We start from the raw sequence: 19,764 nt of genomic DNA, 5'->3' as shown, positions 1-19,764 counted from the left end.
CGAGCGCCACCCGCTTCGGAAGAGACATTCGACAGGGGCTAACAATGAAAAAGAGTCTTCTCACAACGGTTGCATTGGGCGCATTGACGGCGATGTCGCCGGCGCTTGGCGCCGATCTGCCGATCTACGGCAAGGCTCCGCCAGTCGCCGCGCCGGCCTATGACTGGTCCGGCTTCTACGTCGGCGTCTTCGGCGGCTGGGGGCTCGGCAATCACAACGTGAACAACGCCACCGGCCCGGTTGGCTTCGCCAACTTCACGGCGAACTACGAATCGACGGGCGGCTTCGGCGGCGGCGAGATCGGCGCCAACTGGCAGAGCGGCAACATCGTCGTCGGTATCGAAGCAGACGGCTTTGGCGCTGACATCAAGGGCAACGACAATTTCGCGCTCGGCTGGAACGACGCGACAAAGCTGGGCTGGGGTGCCACGCTGCGGGGGCGCGGCGGCATCGCGGTCGACCGCTTGTTGCTGTTCTTCACGGGCGGTTGGGCTTATGGCGAGCTGACGCACACCAACACCAATCCCGGTGTCGGGGTGGACACGTTCAAGGCCACACGGAGCGGCCTGACCGCCGGCAGTGGCATCGCTTATGCGTTCACCAACAATCTGATCGGAAAGTTCGAGTATCGCTATTTCGACTACGGCACGTTCCATCGCGAAGCGCCGACCAACGGTGTGCTGCCGTATACGGTGGCGAACACCTATTCGACCGTGATGGTTGGGCTCGACTTCAAGTTCGGCGGCAACGCGGTGGTCGCGAAGTATTGACGCCAGGAGGCAGGGGGACTGCATGATCGCCTCGAGACGAAGACTGAAAGTTGCGGCGATGATCGCTCTCGTTGGGCTTGGCGCTTGCCTTGCCGGATGCGTGAGCGATCTCGGCGCCACTGCAACAGATGCGCCGGGTACTCACCAGATGCGCTACTACGGCGGGCCCAAATATCCGATGTGGCCGAGCCAATGAGATCGATCGGCACGGCGTGCCCTGTGAGCGGACGCGCCGTGCGGATCGTGATCTCCGTTGCCGCGAGTGTGAAGTTGACAGGACGTGCTGTCAGTTCTGTGCAAGCGAACCATGCTACGCGCTGCCGACGCCATGACAGCCTGGGAGCATCACGGCGGATCGCCGACGGCATGTCCGGCAATCACGGTCCGATGCGGTACTACCGCGGGTCGAGATCTCCGATGTGGCGCGGCCGCGTTCAGAATTGAGCCCCGTTTGGGCGAGTAAGCCAAGGCCTCGCAGGAGGCACGGGAGTGCATGAGTCAATGCGCACGTTTGCATCATGAACGCCGGTTCGAGCCTTAGCCGGAAAAGAATCGTTACGCTTGCGGCTGCGGCGATCACGCTTGCCATTGCGTCCGTCGGCGCGACGCGGATGCTCGCGTCGCATGGCAAATCCATGGAGATGTCGAGCCAGGCCAAGGTAAAGCCGCCGCGCTACGTTCCGACCGCATCTGAGCTGGCCACGCTCTCGATTGCGCCGGTGACGGAGCGGGTGTTTCGTGCGGAGCACGTCACCGAGGGCAAGATCGCCGTCAACGAAGACAGCTCCACGCCGATCTTCTCGCCCTATGCGGGCCGTGTCGTGAAACTTCTGGTGAAGCCCAGCGACGTCGTCGAGCGCGGGCAGCCGCTGTTCCTGGTCGAAGCCACCGACACCGTGCAGGGCCTGAACGATTTCGTGACGGCGCTCGGCAGCCTCAATACTGCGCGCTCCAAGCTCAACCTCGCGCAGATCGTCGAGAAGCGCGCCAACGATCTCTACGCCGGCAAAGCGGTGCCTCTCAAGGACTGGCAGCAGGCGCAGGCCGATCTCATCGCAGCGCAGAATGATATGCGCTCGGCGGAGACCGCGCTCGAGGCGGCGCATAATCGGCTGCGTATCCTGGGGCGGTCCGAGGAGCAGATCACCAAATTCCAGGAGACGCGCCAGATCAGCGCCGAGACGCCGATCACTTCGCCAATCGGCGGCACGGTCGTGCAGCGCAAGATCGGTCCCGGCCAGTTCATCAGCAGCAGCGCCAGCGATCCGGTGTTCGTGATCGGGGACCTCTCGACGGTCTGGCTCACGGCCTTCGTGCGCGAGAGCGAGGCTGCGGACATCGCCATCGGACAGGATATCGCCTTTACGGTGCTGGCGCTTCCCGGTCGCGAGTTCAAGGCGCGTGTCGATTACGTCGCCGCCGCGATCGATCCGTCGACGCGGCGTCTCATGGTCCGCGCCACCATCGACAACAGGGACGGATCGCTCAAGCCGGAAATGTTCGCCAACGTTACCGTCTATGCCGGCGAAAATCGTCCCTCGGTCGGCGTGCCGAAGCAGGCTCTAATCTTCGAGGGCGATCGTGTCCGGGTCTGGGTTTCGCGCGGCGACGGTTCCGTCGAGCTGCGCGAAATCCAGATCGGGTTGACCAATGGCGACCTCGTTGAGGCGCGCGGCAACCTGAAGGCCGGCGAAAAGATCGTCACACGCGGAAGCCTGTTCATCGACCGTGCCGCTTCCGGCAGCTAACGTAAGGCAAGCCGGTTCACATGGAACGTCTCGTCGCCTTCGCAGTCAGTCGCCGCTTCCTCATGGTCGGCCTGTTCGCCGCCATGCTGGTCGGCGGCCTGATCGCGTTTCAGCAGCTCAACATCGAGGCGTATCCCGATCCGACGCCGCCGATGGTCGACATCGTGACGCAAAGTCCGGGGCTGTCGGCCGAGGAGATCGAGCGCTACATCACGATCCCGCTGGAGACTCAGGTCGCCGGCATCAAGAACATGAAGGTGATCCGGACCATCTCGTTGTACGGCTTGTCCGACGTCAAGCTGCAGTTCTCCTTCGACTACACCTACGAGCAGGCGCTCCAACAGGTTCTGAACCGCCTCTCGCAATTGCCGCCGCTGCCGAACAATGCGCAGCCGCAGATCTCGCCGCTGAGTCCGATCGGCGAGATTTATCGCTACCGGCTGGTGGGGCCGCCCAACTACTCCGTGCTCGATCTGAAGACGTTGCAGGATTGGGTCCTGCAACGGCGCTTCCGCACCGTCCCGGGCGTGATCGATGTAACTGGCTGGGGTGGCAAGACCAAAACCTACGAGGTTGAGGCTGATTTCAACAAGCTCGTGGCGAACGGCTTGACGCTCCCGCAACTTCAACAGGCCATCAACAACGCCAACGTCAACGTTGGCGGCAACACCGTCAATATCGGCCCGCAATCCGCCGTTGTTCGCGGTGTCGGCCTGATCCGTTCGATCCACGCGCTCGAAAATACGATGGTGGCCTCCAATAGCGGCACGCCGGTGCTGGTCCGCGACGTCGCAACCGTCACCGTCGGCGAGCAACCGCGGCTCGGCATCGCCGGCCAGGATCAGGACGACGACATCGTCCAGGGCATCGTCCTGATGCGCCGCGGAGAGCAGAGCTCGCCGACCATTTCGCGCGTCGAAGAGCTCGTCGCCAGCATCAACAATTCGTCGATCCTGCCCCTGGCGTGCGCATCGAGCGCATCTATGACCGCAAGGACCTGATCCAGACCACGACCCACACTGTGCTGGAGAACATGGTGGTCGGAATCGGCCTGATCGTGCTGTTGCAGTGGATCTTCCTCGGGGACCTGCGCAGTGCGATGATCGTCGGTGCAACGATTCCGTTTGCATTGTTTTTCGCGGTCACGATCCTCGTGCTGCGAGGCGAATCCGCCAATCTGCTATCGGTCGGGGCGATCGATTTCGGGCTGATCGTGGATGCGACCGTGATCATGGTGGAGGCGATCTTCCGGCGCCTGTCGCATACTGCGCGGCTGACGCCGGGTGAGCGGGCGACGATCTCGTCGCGCACTGTCATGGACATGAAGCATCATGCCATCCTGACGGCTGGCTCCGACGTGTCGCGCTCGATCTTCTTTGCCGCAGCCATCATCATCGCGGCCTTTCTGCCGCTGTTCACCTTGAGCGGCGTCGAAGGCAATATTTTTGGTCCGATGGCACGGACCTATGCTTATGCCCTTGCAGGCGGCCTGCTTGCGACCTTCACGGTTACGCCGGCGCTGAGCGCCATCATCCTTCCGGCCCATGTCGAGGAGACCGAGACTTTTCTGATGCGCTGGGTGCATCGGCTCTATATGCCGGTGCTGGCGCGATCTCTCGCGCATCGCCGCGTCGTGCTGGCGGGCGGCGCCGTCCTGGTCCTGATCACGGTCGTCGCCGTGCGATTGCTCGGGCTCGAGTTTCTGCCCAAGCTGGAGGAGGGTAATCTTTGGATCCGCGCAACCTTGCCGCCGACCATCTCGCTCCAGGAGGGTAACTCCTACGTCAACCAGATGCGCAAGGTGATCGCTGCCCGGCCAGAGGTCGAGTCGGTGGTATCGCAACATGGCCGGCCGGACGACGGTACCGACGCCGCCGGCTTCTTCAACACAGAATTCTTTGCGCCGCTCAAGCCCGCCAAGGAATGGCCTGAGGGCGAGGACAAGGACGGGCTGACTGCCACGCTGCTGGGGCAGCTTCAGGAAAAGTTTCCGGGCGTCGAGTTCAACTTCTCGCAGTATCTCCAGGACAACGTCTCGGAGGCCGTGTCGGGCGTGAAGGGCGAAAACTCGATCAAGCTTTATGGCAGTGACCTCCAGGCGTTGACGGACACCGCAAACAAGATCAAGGCGCAGCTCGCGACCGTTCAGGGGATCACCGACCTTGCGGTCTTCACCTCGCTCGGCCAACCGACCATCCAGATCGATGTCGACCGTGCCCGCGCCGCGCGGTACGGGCTGTCGCCGGGCGATATCAATGCGACGATCAAGACCGCGATCGGTGGCGACAGCGCCGGGGACCTCTACGAGCCGGGCTCTGACCGGCATTTCCCGATCATCGTCCGCCTTGCGCCACAGTTCCGAAAGAGCGCCGAGGCAATCCAGAATTTGCGAATTGGGGCGCAGGGGCCGAACGGCGTCACGCAGGTGCCGCTCAGCGAAGTCGCGACAGTCAAGGTCCTGTCCGGCGCCGCCTATATCTATCGTGAGCAGCAGGAACGCTATCTGCCGATCAAATTCTCGGTGCGCGAGCGCGATCTCGGCAGCGCCATCCAGGAGGCGCAGGAGAAGGTTGCGGCCAACGTGCAATTGCCGGCGGGCTCGCATCTCGAATGGGTCGGCGAATTCGGCAATTTACAGGATGCGATCCGACGGCTGTCGATCGTGGTGCCGATCAGCCTCGCGCTGATCGCCATGCTGATCTGGTTCAATTTCGGCTCGATCATCGACACCGTCCTGACCATGAGTGTGATCCCGATGGCCGTGCTCGGCGGCATCCTGGGCCTGCTCGTGACCGGCATTCCCTTCAGCGTCTCGGCGGCAATCGGCTTCATTGCACTGTTCGGCATCTCGGTGATGGACGGAATCATCATCCTGTCCCAGTACAACGCGCTGATCGACGAGGGTATGGAACGCGGTGCCGCCATCCTGCGCACCGGCGAGCTTCAGCTTCGTCCGGTGCTGATGACCTGCGTGGTCGCGGGCATTGGGCTCCTGCCCGCGGCGCTCTCCAGCGGCATCGGCTCGCAGGTGCAGAAGCCGCTCGCGGTCGTGGTCGTCGCGGGAATGATGCTGGCGCCGATCGTCATTCTGGTCACGCTGCCAGCGCTGATCTCGATGTTCTCGCGGCGGACCCGGCCGGGCCTGGCGGCGCAGCCTCGGTTGGCGTCGGCAGAATGAGGTGGGGCGTGCGTAACAAGATCGTCAGGGGGGCTGTGCGAGCGTCCGGCCGGACACTGGTACTTTTCCTTGCCGGGGCGGCGATGATGGTTTGCGAGCCGTCGCGCGCGGAAACGCTGTCCGAGGCGTTGGTCAGGGCCTATCAGTCGAGCCCGCAGCTCAACGCCGATCGTGCCCGGCAGCGCGGCACGGACGAGAACGTGCCGCAGGCGCTCGCCGGCTACCGGCCGCAGGTGGTCGCGAGCCTCAGCGCGGGTTTGCAGGCGGTCAGGAATACGCTGCCCGACAATACGATCCAGGGCGCGACACTGCGTCCGTGGACGATTGGCGTGACCGTCAGCCAGGTTCTGTTCAACGGCTTCAAGACCGCCAACAGCGTGCGCGTCGCCGAGTATCAGGTTCTGTCGGGGCGCGAGGCGCTGCGCAACACCGGGCAGGGCGTGCTGCTCGACGCCGTCACGGCCTATATGAACGTATTGGCCAATCAGGCGCTGGTCGAGGCGCAGCGCACCAACGTCGCCGTGCTGCGCGAGATCCAGGCGACGACGAAGAAGCGCCTCGATGCGGGTGATGTGACGCCGACCGATACGGCCCAGGCCGAGGCGCGCCTCAGTCGGGGCCTTGCCGATCTCAATGCCGCTGAGGTGACGCTTGCCATCAGCAAGGCGACCTACGTCCAGGTGATCGGCGGGCCGCCCGGTCAGTTGACGCCGGCCACGCCAGTCGATCGGTTATCGCCGGTGACGATGCCGGCATCGATCGAGACCGCCAATCACGAGCATCCTGCGGTGCTCGGTGCGGGATACGATGTGGATGTCGCGCAGACCACGATCAAGATCGCAGAAGGCAGTCTGCTCCCGACGGTTGCCGTACAGGCGAACGCCAGCCGCTCCAAGGATTCGGATTCCACGCTGAGCACGTTTGCCACCAATCAGGCCTCGATCCTGGGCCAGATCAACGTGCCAATCTATGACGGCGGCACCGCGGCCTCGCAGACACGACAGGCCAAGGAACTCGCCTCGCAAAGCCGTCTGGTGCTTGAGCAGGTCAGGAACCAGTCGCGGACGGCGGTTGTCGGCGCGTGGGTGTCCAATGAGGGCACCAAGGTCGCACTGACAGCGGCCGAGTCGGAGGCGAAGGCGGCAGACGTCGCATTGCAGGGCGTACGCCGCGAGGCGGCCGGTGGCCAGCGCACCACGATCGACGTGCTCAACGCCCAGCAGGACCTCACCGCGGCCCGTTCGCGTCAGATCCAGGCACAGCGCGACCGGGTGATCGCATCCTACACGCTGCTCAGCGCCGTCGGCCGGCTGGATGTCCGCACGCTCAATCTCGATACGCCGGATTATCTGCCGGAGGCCCACTATCACCAGGTGCGCGACGCTTGGCACGGCGTCCGCACACCATCCGGACAATAGGCGTTGGCGCCGCAGGAGGAATGAGCATGGTCGGCGGAAGGCGCGCACTCCCGGCTCTCGTTTTTGCCGTCGCGGCCGTGTTGGCCTCCACTTTCATGGCCAGCGCACAGGGTTTTGGCCGAGGCCGCGGCAACTCAGGTCCGCCCGTCGAAAGCCGGCCAAAGGTCGACGAGAAGGCTTACAAGGCCGCGCTGGACAGGATTCCGGTGCCTGACGAGAAGTATGATCCCTGGGGTGGCGCTCGCGCCACGGATACAAAGGCGTCCAAGAAGAAGAACTAGCGCACCGCCGGCCGACGAGCACTCGCCAGCATTGCGACGACCGTCATGGCCGCTAAACGTCTGCCGTTGCTCGCGACGGCGACTGATGAACTTCGGTTCTCGGGCAGTCGTGCCCACTATGCGGCGCCTATATGAGCGGACGCCGGGCTATCTCGATTTCCTATCCGATCACCCACATCATGCTTCCATGCGATATCCGTTCGTGGAGGCCAGGATGGCGAGGTGCCGATCACCATCGCAGCCGGTCTGCTCTCGAGGATCGAACCAATTCATTCCGGATTGACCGCGTTCTCACTCCCAAGAGTGCGAACCAAGAGTGCGAACGCGGGTATCGGCGGCGTCTGGCGAATCTTCGGGGGCAATATGGCAAGGGAATCGTTCGCTAGGCTGATGCTCCTCACTTATCGCGCCCTTGAGGTGCTGATGACGTTTCTGTTTCCGGCCTGGTACGGACCGTCCGCCAGATACCGGCCGGAAAATCATTACATGCGCGGCCCAGGGCCGAAATGGCGTGCGAAATATCTGGCCGAGTCTGTCTCTCCCCCCACGCGGTCGATCACATCTTCGCGTCCTCGACAGGAATGATCGCGCGCTCATGGCTGACCCGCGGCGCTGCCTCAGCCAGCCGGAAGATCAAATACCTGAAACTCCGGGTGGCAGCGCGCTTCGCGCGACGTTGAATTTGCCTTTCATGCGGCTCACATGTGGATGGAGTTGTTGTATGCTCGGTTAGCTATCAGCGCTGCGAGCGCACTCTGACGGGCTTGCTTTTCGGCCGACGTGTGTCGCCTGCCAGGCGGGAGTTCAAGTGGTGACGGATGTTGAATCGAAGCTGCCGCAGGACATCAAGCCGGCGCCTGATGCCGAGCCCCTTCTGGGTCCGGTAGCATCGGAACTGGCGCGCTACCTTGTTTCAATCGCCATGACCGCCGCCGCAACGGTCATCGCTGTCGGTATTGACAGCAGCGTCACTATCCCCAACCTGTCGCTTATCTTCGTACTTCCGGTGATCATCGCAGGTGTGAGTCTCGGCCTCGGTCCGTCACTCTGTTCGGCGATATCAGGTGCTCTGGCATTCAATTTCTTCCTGACCGAGCCACGCTACTCATTAGCGGTCGATGACCCCGCGAACATCTGGGCGATTGGGCTGCTGTTCGTGGTCGGGGTCATTGTGAGTGCAGTTGCCTTCACCTCCCGGCAGAGGGCGACCGAAGCGAAGCTGTCGAGAAGGCGCGCGACCTTGCTGCAAGGCTATTGCCGTGATGTCGTCGCGGCCGACAATACGAAGACGATCGTCTCGGTTACGGCCCGGGCACTGGCAACGCTTTTCCAGGTTCCCGTCATCGTGATGCTCGTTAGGGAGGGCAGGGTGGTTTCCCTCGAGCAAGTCGGAGACGTGGAGCCGCAGGAGGCCGAGTTGGAGGCGGCACGATCGTCCCTGGCGACTGGAACTGTCATACGCAGTGGCATCTACCCCAATCTGGCCTCCCGCTTTGATTTCTGGCCCGTGGAGACGGACGAAGGCCGGAATGCCGTGGTTGGAATCGCATTCGACCCTGATGAACGCCCTTCGTCACCGGATGCGCAGATCGACGTCGTCGTGCGCATCTTAGCCTTGGTGCTTGACCGTCAACATGCGCGGGTCAAACGCGATGCCCGACCGTCAGATTGAATCCGAACCATCCCGCGCTCCAAGCCTGCAACAAAATGAAGGCAGGCGATTTAAGGTGACGGGGTGGTGCACACCGCTCGACAGGTTTGGAGGAAGCTCGTTGTGAGCGTCGTAGCAGCCCATTTGTATCGTCATGGCAAGAAGGCAAAAGCCGTCTCATTGGACGAGCCTATCGATTGCAAGGGAAAATCCGAATTTGTCTGGATCGGATTGTTCGAGCCCCCAGAGCTGGAGCTTGAACAACTCGAGAAGAACTACGGACTTCATCCTCTTGCGATTGAAGATGCGCTGAAAGCGAACCAATTGCCGAAGGTCGACGTTTATGGCGACCAGCTGTTTGTGATGACGCGCACAGCCCATCTCGAGCACGACCGCATCGCCTATGGTGAAACCGCAATTTTTGTCGGGAAGAATTTCATCATCACGGTTCGGCATGGCTCGGCGCGCGCGCATAGCAATCTCCGCGCCCAGCTCGAAGCAGCCCCCAGCCTGCTGGGCTATGGCCCCGACTACGTTCTCCATGCCATCCTCGACTTTATCGTCGACGGCTATCTTCCGGTGGTCGAGACGATCGAGGAACGCGTTCTCAACATGGAGCAAAGCGCGCTCGACAGCTTTCTTAGCCGCGCGGACGTCAAACGGCTCTTCGGGCTTCGCCAAGAGCTGATCCGCTTCCAGCGAATTATCGGCCCGATGACGGAGGTCTGCGGCCGGCTCGTTCACCTCGAGACGCCGTGTCTTGACGCCAACGCTCGGCCTTATTTTCAAGACGTCCTGGACCATGTGCGGCGCGTCGAAGCGATGGTGAACTCCCTGCGAGATGTTCTGACTTCGGTTTTTGAGGTGAGCAATCTGTTGGAGCAGCAGCGTCAGGGCGTGATCACGCGGCAGTTGGCCGCCTGGGCCGCCATACTGGCCGTACCGACCGCGATTGCCGGAATCTACGGCATGAACTTCGAAAACATGCCCGAGCTGAAGACGCAATACGGCTATTTTGTCGTCGTTGGCATTATCGTCGTATTGTGCGGTGTGCTTTACCTGCGTTTCAAGCGCGCTCGATGGCTCTGACGCTAGTGGCTCGTCGCATTTGCCGAGTTGGGCCATTTCATAGATCGCACCGCGGCAAAGCTCAGTTGTGGAAATTCGGAGAGCTCGCGACTCGTAGACATCTGCCACCAACACAAGACCGCCGTGAGTGCTGCGTACCACCTCTTCCCACTTGTGATCTCCCGCAAAACGTTCCGGCCAAATGTCGATCCGGTTTGCGCGAATTCGCCTTCAATGTGACCCGCGTAAAGGGCGAGCGCTGCGCGAGTGACGTGTACATGGGGTTCTCGTGTGCGTGGTGAGAATCCGAAGGCCAGATTTTCGCTTCCAATTCGGACATAGATGAGCCTAGAAGGAGCAATCTGCGAAAGCCTCGTCGTGCCAAATTTCTCAGTCGATCCAGTCACATACGGGGTCGATCTTAGATAAAATAGTTCAACAAAATGAATGACTTGCGTTGGAAATTTTCCGTGGCACCCATGATGGATTGGACCGAGAGTTTAAGAGTTTCAATTAGTTAGAGGGACGCGTGTGCATGACGTGTGCACCGGGAGATCAAGAAAAATCTCATCACGGCCAATGTGAGATTGTAAGCAGGTCAGGCCGAATGGATGAGGCAGACGCTGGGGAATTATTCGGTCGTTGCCGAAGGAGGGGACGATCTCTGGTCTGAGAAAAGTCTCTGGATCGACCGACACGCGGCCGTCAGCCGCGCTCAGGCCACCAAAGCAACGTGCCCCCATTGAGCGCGTTTCGAGCTTCGTCGTGGCTGCGCTCAACGACGGCAATTGCCTGTCGCTGCCGAGAAGCGCTGGTAGCGCTAGTCTCCTGGGCTCGCTAAAGATATCGCCGCACGCTTGGAGCCGTTGTTGCAGCCGGTTCTTCACACGCATCGCGGCGGCACGCCCGAAGCGCCGCAGCGGCGGCGGAAACGAACGAGGCATTCTCGGCAAAATATGCTCCGCCGGCTACAGAATTTCCGGAAAAGACAAACACCGTTCGCCGGCAGAGCCCCGTCGAGGTCCGTCGCGCCGCGAGCACACTGTCGGGCTCGTCAAACAATAACGCCGATCGCTCCATCAGCGTCTAGGATCGTTGGAAAGCCGTTCGCGGCCTGAATGGCCTTCGCCTTTTCCAGCAGCTCGATGAGGTCAATGCCACGCTTCTTCGCGATCTCAATCAGTTCGGCCTTGTCGCTGTTCACCGACGTGGCGCCCCCGAGAAATGCGGAGGCCTCGAATGAAGTCCGCATCCGAACCCAATAGCTCGAATAGGCCGCCGCTTGAGAGAACATCTGCGGTCGACTGCCATCGGTCATCGCTGCTTGCCAACGTCGCGAGCCACCGATAGAGCCTCTCCGCGCCTTGCGGGAGCGACTTCTTGATATGCTCACGGACGATCCCGATTGAATTGTTCGCAACTACAAATTCCAAGTTCGCTTCTTGCTCCGCGATGATCCGCAGATCTTTCGACCGCGTCCCAAACAGGGATGACAGTTGTGCTTTTCGCTCTTCGCTTAGATTGCCTTCAAAGAGGACATATACGAGTTCGTTCTCCTTCCTTCTGATATGCTGTCGAAACTACTGCCGAACCATGCTGATCCGTCGCCTCGTGTCGCCCATCCAGGTTCATCCTTGAGGGATGATCATGTGGTCGTCAGTGTCGCGAGCCGGGCTTGCGGTGGACGCGGCAGCGTCGGGTGCGAATGGCAAAGGGCGGGCCGGATTGCTCTGCGTGAGCCCGAGGCTTCGTGCGGACGAACGGCGCTGACAGGCCCGTCTCGCCAGTAGTTTTCGGGCTCCGTCGACAGGGCTGGAAAATCTGCAGCGAACATGGCGAGCCGCGCGTACGGCAAAACCGTGTGGTCCTTTCCGCCAGCTATTTCTTCAGTCTGTTGAAAACGGCATAAGTAATGGAAAACGTAGGCATATTCCGACTGTTTCCGGATCGACGAAGGGCCCGCCCGAACCTGCCGGGCCCTAATAGGCCCTAGTTTCACATGGCGCTGGCGCGGGCCGGCCTCGTCCCCTGCGCTGTGCGGCCTTCGTGTGGCCTTGCGCCTGCCGTCTGCCGCGTCGTGCTGATGCGGAGCGCGATAAAAGAGCCTGTGTCAATCGGTCAGGTTGAGCGTCTTATCGGCGCAGACGTTGATGCCGGAGGCATCCGTCGACTGGCCGTCGTCGAACGTCCCGCGCAGATCGAAGCGGCAATCGCTGGCCTGTGGCAGTTTAGCCGACGCTTGCTTGCCGGATTTCAGCGGGCCCAGTACTTCCTTCCAGTCTGGCGACCCGGACTTGGCCGCCTCCAGCTGGACTAGATCCGCTTTGCGCGAGTTCGTCACGGAGACGGTGACCGCGCCCGCCTGTTTCGCCTTGGGCTTCGGCGCGGCCTGCGCGGCGGTAAGGCCGAACAGAGTTGCTCCCACGAGCGCTGCAGCAAGTGTCCGAGTGTTCATCGGATTGTCTCCGTTTGGCCCCCAGCAGCGACGGTCTCATTCTTCAACGCGAAGCGGTCCCGGTTATGGCCAGTTCGCGTGTTCCATAGATCAAGGTGAAGGAACTCTTTCAGCCCTGTAGCCCCGGTGCGCGCTGCCTGCCGTCCTGCGAGGTCGAACTGTCCGCGTTTTCAACGGCCGTCGCCCGCGCATTGTGAGGGGGCGCAGGATGACTTCTGCCGCACCATCGATGCGGCGCGCACGCCTGATGGCGTCTCGCCGAAGTGTCGACGGAACGAGCGATTGAAATGAGAAACATCACCAAAGCCGACTGCAAACGCGATATCGATGATGGCCAAATGCAGATGGTGCGGGTCAGTCAACATCGCGAAGGCACGCTCAAGCCGACACGCTGCAAGGTGCTCGGTGAACGACTTTCCGGTCTCTTCGAGCAACTTTTGCACGTATCGCCGCGACATACCGAGCGCTCCAGCAACATTGTTCAGATCGACATTGGGATCGCCGAAGCGTTGCGCGACCTCCGCCAGGATCGCCTGCAGCTTGGCTGCCTTCACACCACGCTCCGTAACGAGGTTTGCAGCTTCGACGGTCGGCCCGAGCGTCGCGGCCACAAGATCGAGGAGATGTGTGCCGACGGTGGAGGCGAGTTTTGATGACGGAGGTTCTTTGAAGGATGCGAGCGATTGCAGGTAGAGGTGGAGCAGGCGAAGCGCCGGTCCAGGACGCACCGGCCGACCTGATAGATCTTCCGGCTGTGCAACCAGCGACCTAAGGGCGGCAGCCGGCACGGTCACGAATTTGACGCTGGCGCCACGCGACCCAAATACTCGCAGCAGCCTTCCCCGGTCAACCAAACAAGCGGCGCCGGCATCATAGACATGTTCCTGGCCAGCATTTGCAAATTGGACCGGGCCAGCTTCGACGATGTTAAGTCCGAATTGGTCACGGCTATCCTTGAGGTGGCGTTTGTGACGGATAAACTCCACCGGCGTGGTGACAATGCTACAAACGCCAACCGGGCCGAGCGGCAAGTAGGTGACATTGATACGCGGGCGGCCGCCGCTGTGATCTATCACGTCCAAGGCGAGGTTCAGCCGCGTAAACTCTTCACGGAACGTGGAGAACCTTGTTCGCTCCGGCAGCATCTCAGTCGACCATCGCACAAGGGGAGATGACGTTGGCATGCCGGCCTCCCGTTTCGGTGCCCAACCACGCAAGAACGACTGAGCGCCCGAACGAAATCTGTAAATTCCTCGAATGACGCCAAGACTGAGACAATATCGGACCGCAGCTTCGCTGCAGGTGTGAGGTGGATTACAAATGGAGGTAGGGACCTCAAGAAAATGATGAGGAATTTCCCGTCAGGCTTTCGATGCTGACACGGTTCGCATCGAGGTTGCTATGATGCGCGAAATGCCGCAAGGGCACGAAGAATTTGCGTGTGCAACTTTCAGAATGCGCATGTGTGATCCATAGCCGATACGACTGGCGTCCCTCCTCAAAAGGTGAAGAAAACGCCGTGCCTAAAGGCCGCCAACCGAGACGGCTTGCTTCTTTAGCAAGCCCACATCATCCGCGAGCTGCGGGCGGCCGGAAAAGCCAGTCTACGTTCCATTGCAGAGGAGCGGAACGAAGCCGGCAACTCGGTTGCGCGCGCGGAAGGCTCAGTTTGCTCGGTTCAGCGGTTGCGAGTGTCTTGACCATCGCAAGATCGAATGGGGTTGGGATAGAAGCAGCGATGCGGGCCCGAATGGGATCGCCCAAAAATGTCACTGCAATCGTGATCATCACTACAGATACTAGGACTACGAGCACATCAGTCATGATGCGCCTCGAAAAGTGCTTCGTCATGATTTGAACCCCTCACAACCAATGACGCGCGCGTGCGCAGCTATAATCAATTTCGCATGCAAATGGGTATGTGAATGGGAGTTCGCCGCACGTAGCGGATCGTCCCTTTATAGCGCAGCAGTCACCAACTATGAAGCAGCGATCCAGACCCAATTTAGCGGATGCGTCAAAACTGATGTCCTCGCAGGACGCTATAGCTTCCACGTCGTGCATCGCACGGACACGACAGGATGGTCGAGGGTCCTATGGAGGGCGACGAAAAGCGCGGGGACCGTGCGACCGAACCTATCGAGAATATCTGGCGCGAGAAAATCCGTGGTTGCAGTTGCAGAGGACATGCATCTGTTTCGGACGCGCGCTCATATCATCGCGCTAGGCGGTCTACCTTGAACTGAGACATTGTGCCGCAACCGATTTGTAAACTGTGGTTGAGGTTCGTCTTGCGTGCCAATGTTCTCATCACGCCGGGCTCAAGCGACTGAGCTGGTTATTCCATCGAGATCGAGGAGTAAATTTCATGGCGCAAATTCTTGCTCATAACCTCAAACCCGCCGCGACTTGGGGTTCCGGCGGCGCGTCCTACGATACCGTGAGCCAAAGTATAGCAGACGCCATTGATCACGTCGTGAATCGAATCTGGCCGCAACCGGGAGAGCGCATCCTTGACGTTGCGACAGGCACGGGCTGGACTGCGCGGCGGTTATCTAATCGAGGCGCAAAGGTGACTGGTATCGATATTGGTGAAGGCGTTATCGAGGCGGCGAAACTGATTGCACCGGAGATCGACTTCAAGGTCGGCGATGCCGAAGCGCTGGAATTTCCGGATCAAAGCTTTGACTGTGTGACTTCGACGTTCGGTGTCATGTTTGTCTCGCGCCCCGAGGCTGCAGCTGCCGAGGTGGCACGTGTCACGCGCAAGGGCGGGCGACTGGGGTTGGTCACTTGGCTGCCTGGCAGTGCGGTTGAAGAAATATTCCAGACAATGCGGCCATACATGCCGCCACCGTCTGACAATCCTCCTCCTTCGCCATTTGCGTGGGGCCGGGAAGGCCGCGTTCGGGAATTGCTTGGCGATACATTCGATCTGGCCTTTGAACCTGGCACCACGGTACTCCGCATGCCGAGCGGCCAAACGGTATGGGACATATTTGTGACTGGCTATGGTCCGACAAAAACACTGGCCGCATCGCTCGACCCTGAAAGGCGCACGGCACTTCAACGAGACTTCATCGCGATGCATGAGAAGCACCGCTCGCCGGTCGGGTTAGCCCTGCCGCGCGACTATCTCTGTACGATTGGAACTCGAAAATAACGCACCCGGCACTGCGTGCCCATCAGCCATCCTGCGCAACGCATCCGCAGTCGACCAAGCGTCCCATCATCGACCTCGACGCGAGCGCGTCAACGCGGGGGCCTCCGTTGTGTCCGGCACGTTGTCCACCGCAATCGGTAGCGGCTTGCCTCTCCCGCTCGGGGCGGCGCATCGCCGCGCAGCCGGAGCTATCACCGAGGAGTAACACCAAACTTGAGGGGCACAACGGGTGGGGTTAGGCTTCCGGCGAAGTGAAGAAGCAATGGCCTGATATCCCGGCGGTGGTTTACATGCGCCATACGATTAAGACCGCACCAAACGTCGTCATCCTCGAGGCGTCACACGCGCGGCGGGGATTTGCAATTTCCTGGATCGCCCGAACCCTCGTCGCGGCGGCACTCATCGGGTTCTGTCTCAACGCCGACGTCGTCGCCTATGTGGCGCGATACGCCACTCAGCAGGAGTTGTCTAAGCTCATCACGATCGTCCCGCCGGTCATGGCGCAACAGACGCCATTGTCGAAGGACGACGAGGCGGCGCAGCTCAAGCAGGCGATCGACAGCGCGACAGCGGAACTGCGGCAGTCTCTGCAGCAAGAGCACGCCAGGGCCGAGGCGCTCGAAAAAGAACTTGTGAAGGCATGGCGGTACGTCGGGAAACTGCTGTCGAGGCCCAACGGCGAGGCGCACCAGTTCAGCCAAGCGGTCGACAGCGCGACGGCGGTGCTGTGGCAGTCTCTGCAGCAGGAGCACGACAGGGCCGAAGCGCTTGCAACCGAACTGGCGGACGCGCGGCGCTCCATGGAACAGAAACCTGCCGTTGTGGAAGAGACGCCCGGTGTCTCCTTGCCTGCCTGGGCAAACAGCTACGCCGCCTTCGTGAACCCCGCCCAGACCGCAGGTCAACCGGACGTGGCCACGGAGAACAGCAAATCGGCAATTAAACCAGGCGAACCAGCTCGCGTTGAACACAAACCGCGCGGGGGCTACGGCTGCCAGCACTTTCAGACTTACGATCCGGCATCCGGAACTTACATCGGCTATGACGGACGGCGGCGTTCCTGCCCATAAGTGCGGGGCGGTGTTTCGGCAACAAGTCTAGCTGACCTGCCGCTATGGCAGCGAGATGCAGCCTCCCTCACTCGTCTGCTGCGGCTTCCTGACGACGTCACCGAACGTGTCGTCTTGTCGATCCAACCGAAGGCCATGCCGGTGATCCTGACCACCGTTGAAGAACGCGATGTCTGGATGCGCGCGCCGTGGCACGAGCCAAGGTTTTGCGTTGCGCACAAGCGAGCCAAGGCGTTCTTTGACCGAGGGGGAGGGGAGGGAAAAGTTGCGGAAAAGAATGCTTATGCGAATGAGATGATCGTACCAGTTGGTGATCTCGAAAAACGTTGCCCTTCTGAGCATCCCACTTTCCAAGTTGGCCGCGTGCTCTCTCCAATCACGAGTTTCCTCGGACCCGAAATCGCGGCTTTTACTCGCTGCCTGTCGGCGTCCTCCGAGATCAAAGTACCGCGAACGCTTTCGTACATCGTCGCGAGACCGCCGCTTCAGCCCTATCAAGTTCAGGAGGAAGGTGGCATTAGCTTAACCAGCCGTCGATCGAACTGGCAGCAGCTCAAGGCCGCGCTTCGGTCTGTTCGCTGGGACGTCTCTAGAGATTTGGTGTTGCCCAAGTTGAGGAGCGCGCCCGCGCCAATCACGCTTGCTCCGAAAAAGTCACGTTGTGGTGACGACGGAAGGTGATGCTACCTGAAGTGAGCTGACTATGTTATGCGTTGTAGCACTCCAGGGGGGAATCCCAACAGGAGCTAACTATGACAAGAAAACTGCTCGTCGCTCTCGCTGTTCTCACTCTCTCCGTTACTGCCGCCTCGGCAACGCACCATCATCGCCACGCGATGAACACTCATGCCGCTGTTCCGGAATCGCCATCGCCCATGGGCTGGGCGGGTGGTATGAACGCAAACGATCACGCCATGTATCTCAAAAATCTTCACGACTCAGGTTACAACCCGAAGAATGATCGCGATGCGACCGGGAACGTGGCCACGCAGTAGAAATCGCAGAGCGGGTTAGCGATTGTCTGCCGGGACTCGAAGACCGAAAGTGGACGCGTAATCCGCCGCTCGGTATCCACCAGGCATGAATCGTGGGTGGGAAGGCGTTAGGCTAACCCACCCGCAATCATTGCTGCGCAATCACTTCACCGGCCGCTTCTCGAGCCTTCTGGCCAGAGTGCGCCTGTACACGCCGAACCGGCTAGCGCAAACGGATCGACGTCCGCGCCTAGCTCTGCCACCAGAAATGACACGCGATGCACCATGAGGCCGGATGCTCCATGAGGCCGGCTGATGAGGTGAACGTCGCGGCTCAGCCGGTCCAGCTTGGCGATGATGATCGGGGCTGCGCTTGTCTTGCCACCTCGATCGACCTTACGAGCTCGCTTCATGGCTGCCGCGAGTTCAGGCAGACGCTCCAAAGCATCGGCTCCCTTGCCAGTATCGACTTCGCGGTGCTCCGCCGCGATGCTGTAGCTGTGCTGTGCGCAGAACACCTTGATTGCAGAATGTTGCGCTTCCCGGCCGAGACCGCTGCGCTGGGCAACCACTATGTCAGCGTTCGGCATTGAAGCGGCAGTCGACCCCCGTAGTCGTCATCGACGGCTTATGACCCAAGGCGGTCATTGGGCGACCATCACTCGCACTCGCCGAGGGGCACGTGGATCAGCTAGGATCCCTTCGGGCGCAACGAACGCCACGCGGCGAATCGCCGAAGCGAGCTCGGAACAAGCGATTGAAATGCGAAACATCCGAGAAGCCGACCTCTAAGGCGATATCGGAAATTAGCCGCGCGCTGGCGCTGGAATCGGTCAGCAGTTTGAGCGCTCGTTGGAGGCGTAACTCATTCACGTGCCCGGTGAACGATGATCCTGATGATGCCATCAGGCGCTGCAGATAGCGAGGTGAGATGCCTTGGCAACGAGCTACCATCTCGACGCTGAGTCCTGGTTCTTGAAAGTGTGTCTCGATGTAATCAAGGGCGGCGCCGTGGCGCGCAGTCACGACAGCGCTCGCACTGCTCTCGCCCAAGGGAGCGCACTCGACGATTGCGAGCGCCAGGAGATCGTGGATGTGAGTCACGACTGCATCTCGCAGCTTCGGGGTGGCCAGAACACTCTCATTAAATGCCGACTTGAGATAAGCCATGAGAAGTCGGAGCGCTTCATTTCGGTGAGAAATCGGCCGCATGGCGCGGCTTTCGACGTTCGTCACGCGCTGTGCAAGCGCGTCGCGCGGTACGGCAAGACCGAATAGCAATCCGTCGACATAGGTGACGGTGACCGGCTCGGAATGCAGAATTGCGATGGCGTCGCTGGCGTTAAGCTCGATTTCTTGACAGCGCTGCGATAGTTGACTTTTGCCGGGAGAACAGAGGATGACTCCGATCGAGTCATCACCATCAGCGATGCTCGCCTGCAAGCGCTTGAAACGCATAGGGGAGCCTTTCAGCGCGAGCCTGCGCAAACCTCGGATCGCTTGCAGCGTTGCGTAGGCCTGAAACGGTGCGTTCGATAGAGGCTCAATATCAGCGTGGACTATGCCTCGCCCAAAGTCCTCGCGCCATAGCGGGATTCGCATCCGCTCCGGAAACTCCCGCGTCGAGAATCGATGTGATACGAATTTGGCTGCGTCCATAGACATGGGGACCTCCAGCCTTGTTGGACATCGGGACAAAATGCGACAAACTCACCGGTATCTGCATTTTGCAGTTCGCGCACCGAACTTGTTTGATCTGTGCGCAAGAGTCCAAGAAGCTACGCCATTGGCCTGCTAGTCTCGCTCAGCTAAGTTCAATGCTGATGTGAACTCGTTCACTTAGCGGCCAGAAATTAGGTCTATAGTGATTGCGAAGGCCGTGGCGTCAAAAAATCTCCTTTAAGAGGAGGCGGTCGTGATGGCTCTATTTCTGATTGCCGTTATCGGATCTAGTTTAGATATCCTTGGCGGGGTGAACCCGTAAGCTC

The 19,764-nt window shown here is 60.5% G+C and carries 14 protein-coding genes and 2 pseudogenes; 11 read left to right on the top strand and 5 right to left on the bottom strand.

From position 1 onward, the window contains the following. The first annotated feature begins 44 nt into the window (after positions 1-44). The 7 genes and pseudogenes from ACVJ5M_RS31760 (at position 45) to corA (ending at position 10,135) form a co-directional block, all read left to right on the top strand. The gene (locus ACVJ5M_RS31760) at positions 45-770 is read left to right on the top strand and encodes an outer membrane protein (RefSeq protein WP_354100040.1); all 726 of its coding nucleotides are present in this window, start codon (positions 45-47) and stop codon (positions 768-770) included. Between the two features lie 518 nt (positions 771-1,288). After that, positions 1,289-2,518, top strand: coding sequence for an efflux RND transporter periplasmic adaptor subunit (locus ACVJ5M_RS31755; protein WP_354100041.1), 1,230 nt, complete (start codon positions 1,289-1,291; stop codon positions 2,516-2,518). A 20-nt stretch (positions 2,519-2,538) separates the two neighbouring features. Beyond that, a pseudogene (locus ACVJ5M_RS31750) lies at positions 2,539-5,696 on the top strand (efflux RND transporter permease subunit). 83 nt (positions 5,697-5,779) lie between these two features. After that, a complete protein-coding gene (locus tag ACVJ5M_RS31745; RefSeq protein ID WP_231145242.1) occupies positions 5,780-7,114 on the top strand; it encodes a TolC family outer membrane protein in 1,335 nt (444 codons plus the stop codon). A 26-nt stretch (positions 7,115-7,140) separates the two neighbouring features. After that, the gene (locus ACVJ5M_RS31740) at positions 7,141-7,395 is read left to right on the top strand and encodes a hypothetical protein (protein ID WP_063986492.1); all 255 of its coding nucleotides are present in this window, start codon (positions 7,141-7,143) and stop codon (positions 7,393-7,395) included. A gap of 811 nt (positions 7,396-8,206) precedes the next feature. Further along, complete coding sequence (locus ACVJ5M_RS31735) at positions 8,207-9,067, top strand: DUF4118 domain-containing protein (RefSeq protein WP_063986491.1); 861 nt, start codon at positions 8,207-8,209, stop codon at positions 9,065-9,067. Positions 9,068-9,169: 102 nt separating this feature from the next. Next, complete coding sequence (gene corA / locus ACVJ5M_RS31730) at positions 9,170-10,135, top strand: magnesium/cobalt transporter CorA (protein WP_063984149.1); 966 nt, start codon at positions 9,170-9,172, stop codon at positions 10,133-10,135. A 1,033-nt stretch (positions 10,136-11,168) separates the two neighbouring features. On the opposite strand, the gene ACVJ5M_RS31725 is transcribed toward corA, so the two are convergent. From ACVJ5M_RS31725 to ACVJ5M_RS31715, 3 genes are all read right to left on the bottom strand, one after another. Then, a complete protein-coding gene (locus ACVJ5M_RS31725; protein ID WP_187387751.1) occupies positions 11,169-11,432 on the bottom strand; it encodes a hypothetical protein in 264 nt (87 codons plus the stop codon). Between the two features lie 792 nt (positions 11,433-12,224). Further along, on the bottom strand, positions 12,225-12,569 hold the full coding sequence (locus ACVJ5M_RS31720; RefSeq protein ID WP_354100052.1) for a hypothetical protein: 345 nt from the start codon (positions 12,567-12,569) through the stop codon (positions 12,225-12,227). A gap of 170 nt (positions 12,570-12,739) precedes the next feature. Next, positions 12,740-13,753 carry a helix-turn-helix transcriptional regulator gene (locus ACVJ5M_RS31715; RefSeq protein ID WP_084795203.1) on the bottom strand — a complete coding sequence of 338 codons (1,014 nt, stop codon included), beginning with the start codon at positions 13,751-13,753 and terminating at the stop codon, positions 12,740-12,742. 1,184 nt (positions 13,754-14,937) lie between these two features. Here ACVJ5M_RS31715 and ACVJ5M_RS31710 point away from each other — a divergent pair. The 4 genes and pseudogenes from ACVJ5M_RS31710 to ACVJ5M_RS31695 all read left to right on the top strand — a co-directional run bounded on the left by ACVJ5M_RS31710 (position 14,938) and on the right by ACVJ5M_RS31695 (position 17,797). Continuing rightward, a complete protein-coding gene (locus tag ACVJ5M_RS31710) occupies positions 14,938-15,732 on the top strand; it encodes a class I SAM-dependent methyltransferase (RefSeq protein ID WP_283018607.1) in 795 nt (264 codons plus the stop codon). A 251-nt stretch (positions 15,733-15,983) separates the two neighbouring features. Beyond that, positions 15,984-16,802 (top strand): BA14K family protein, encoded by an 819-nt coding sequence (locus tag ACVJ5M_RS31705; protein WP_187387750.1) that lies wholly within the window; start codon positions 15,984-15,986, stop codon positions 16,800-16,802. A gap of 82 nt (positions 16,803-16,884) precedes the next feature. Further along, positions 16,885-17,006, top strand: a pseudogene (locus ACVJ5M_RS31700) (SOS response-associated peptidase); the annotation flags it as partial. A gap of 548 nt (positions 17,007-17,554) precedes the next feature. Beyond that, a complete protein-coding gene (locus tag ACVJ5M_RS31695; RefSeq protein ID WP_187387749.1) occupies positions 17,555-17,797 on the top strand; it encodes a hypothetical protein in 243 nt (80 codons plus the stop codon). 146 nt (positions 17,798-17,943) lie between these two features. On the opposite strand, the gene ACVJ5M_RS31690 is transcribed toward ACVJ5M_RS31695, so the two are convergent. Both ACVJ5M_RS31690 and ACVJ5M_RS31685 read right to left on the bottom strand, forming a co-directional pair. Further along, positions 17,944-18,366, bottom strand: a complete 423-nt coding sequence (locus ACVJ5M_RS31690) for a recombinase family protein (protein ID WP_187387748.1) — start codon at positions 18,364-18,366, stop codon at positions 17,944-17,946. Between the two features lie 97 nt (positions 18,367-18,463). Further along, entirely contained in the window at positions 18,464-19,441 is a 978-nt protein-coding gene (locus ACVJ5M_RS31685) for an AraC family transcriptional regulator (RefSeq protein ID WP_063984142.1), read from the bottom strand. Between the last annotated feature and the right edge of the window lie 323 nt (positions 19,442-19,764).

Source organism: Bradyrhizobium sp. S3.7.6, assembly GCF_054061875.1.
This window is presented reverse-complemented; position numbering and strand designations above follow the sequence as displayed.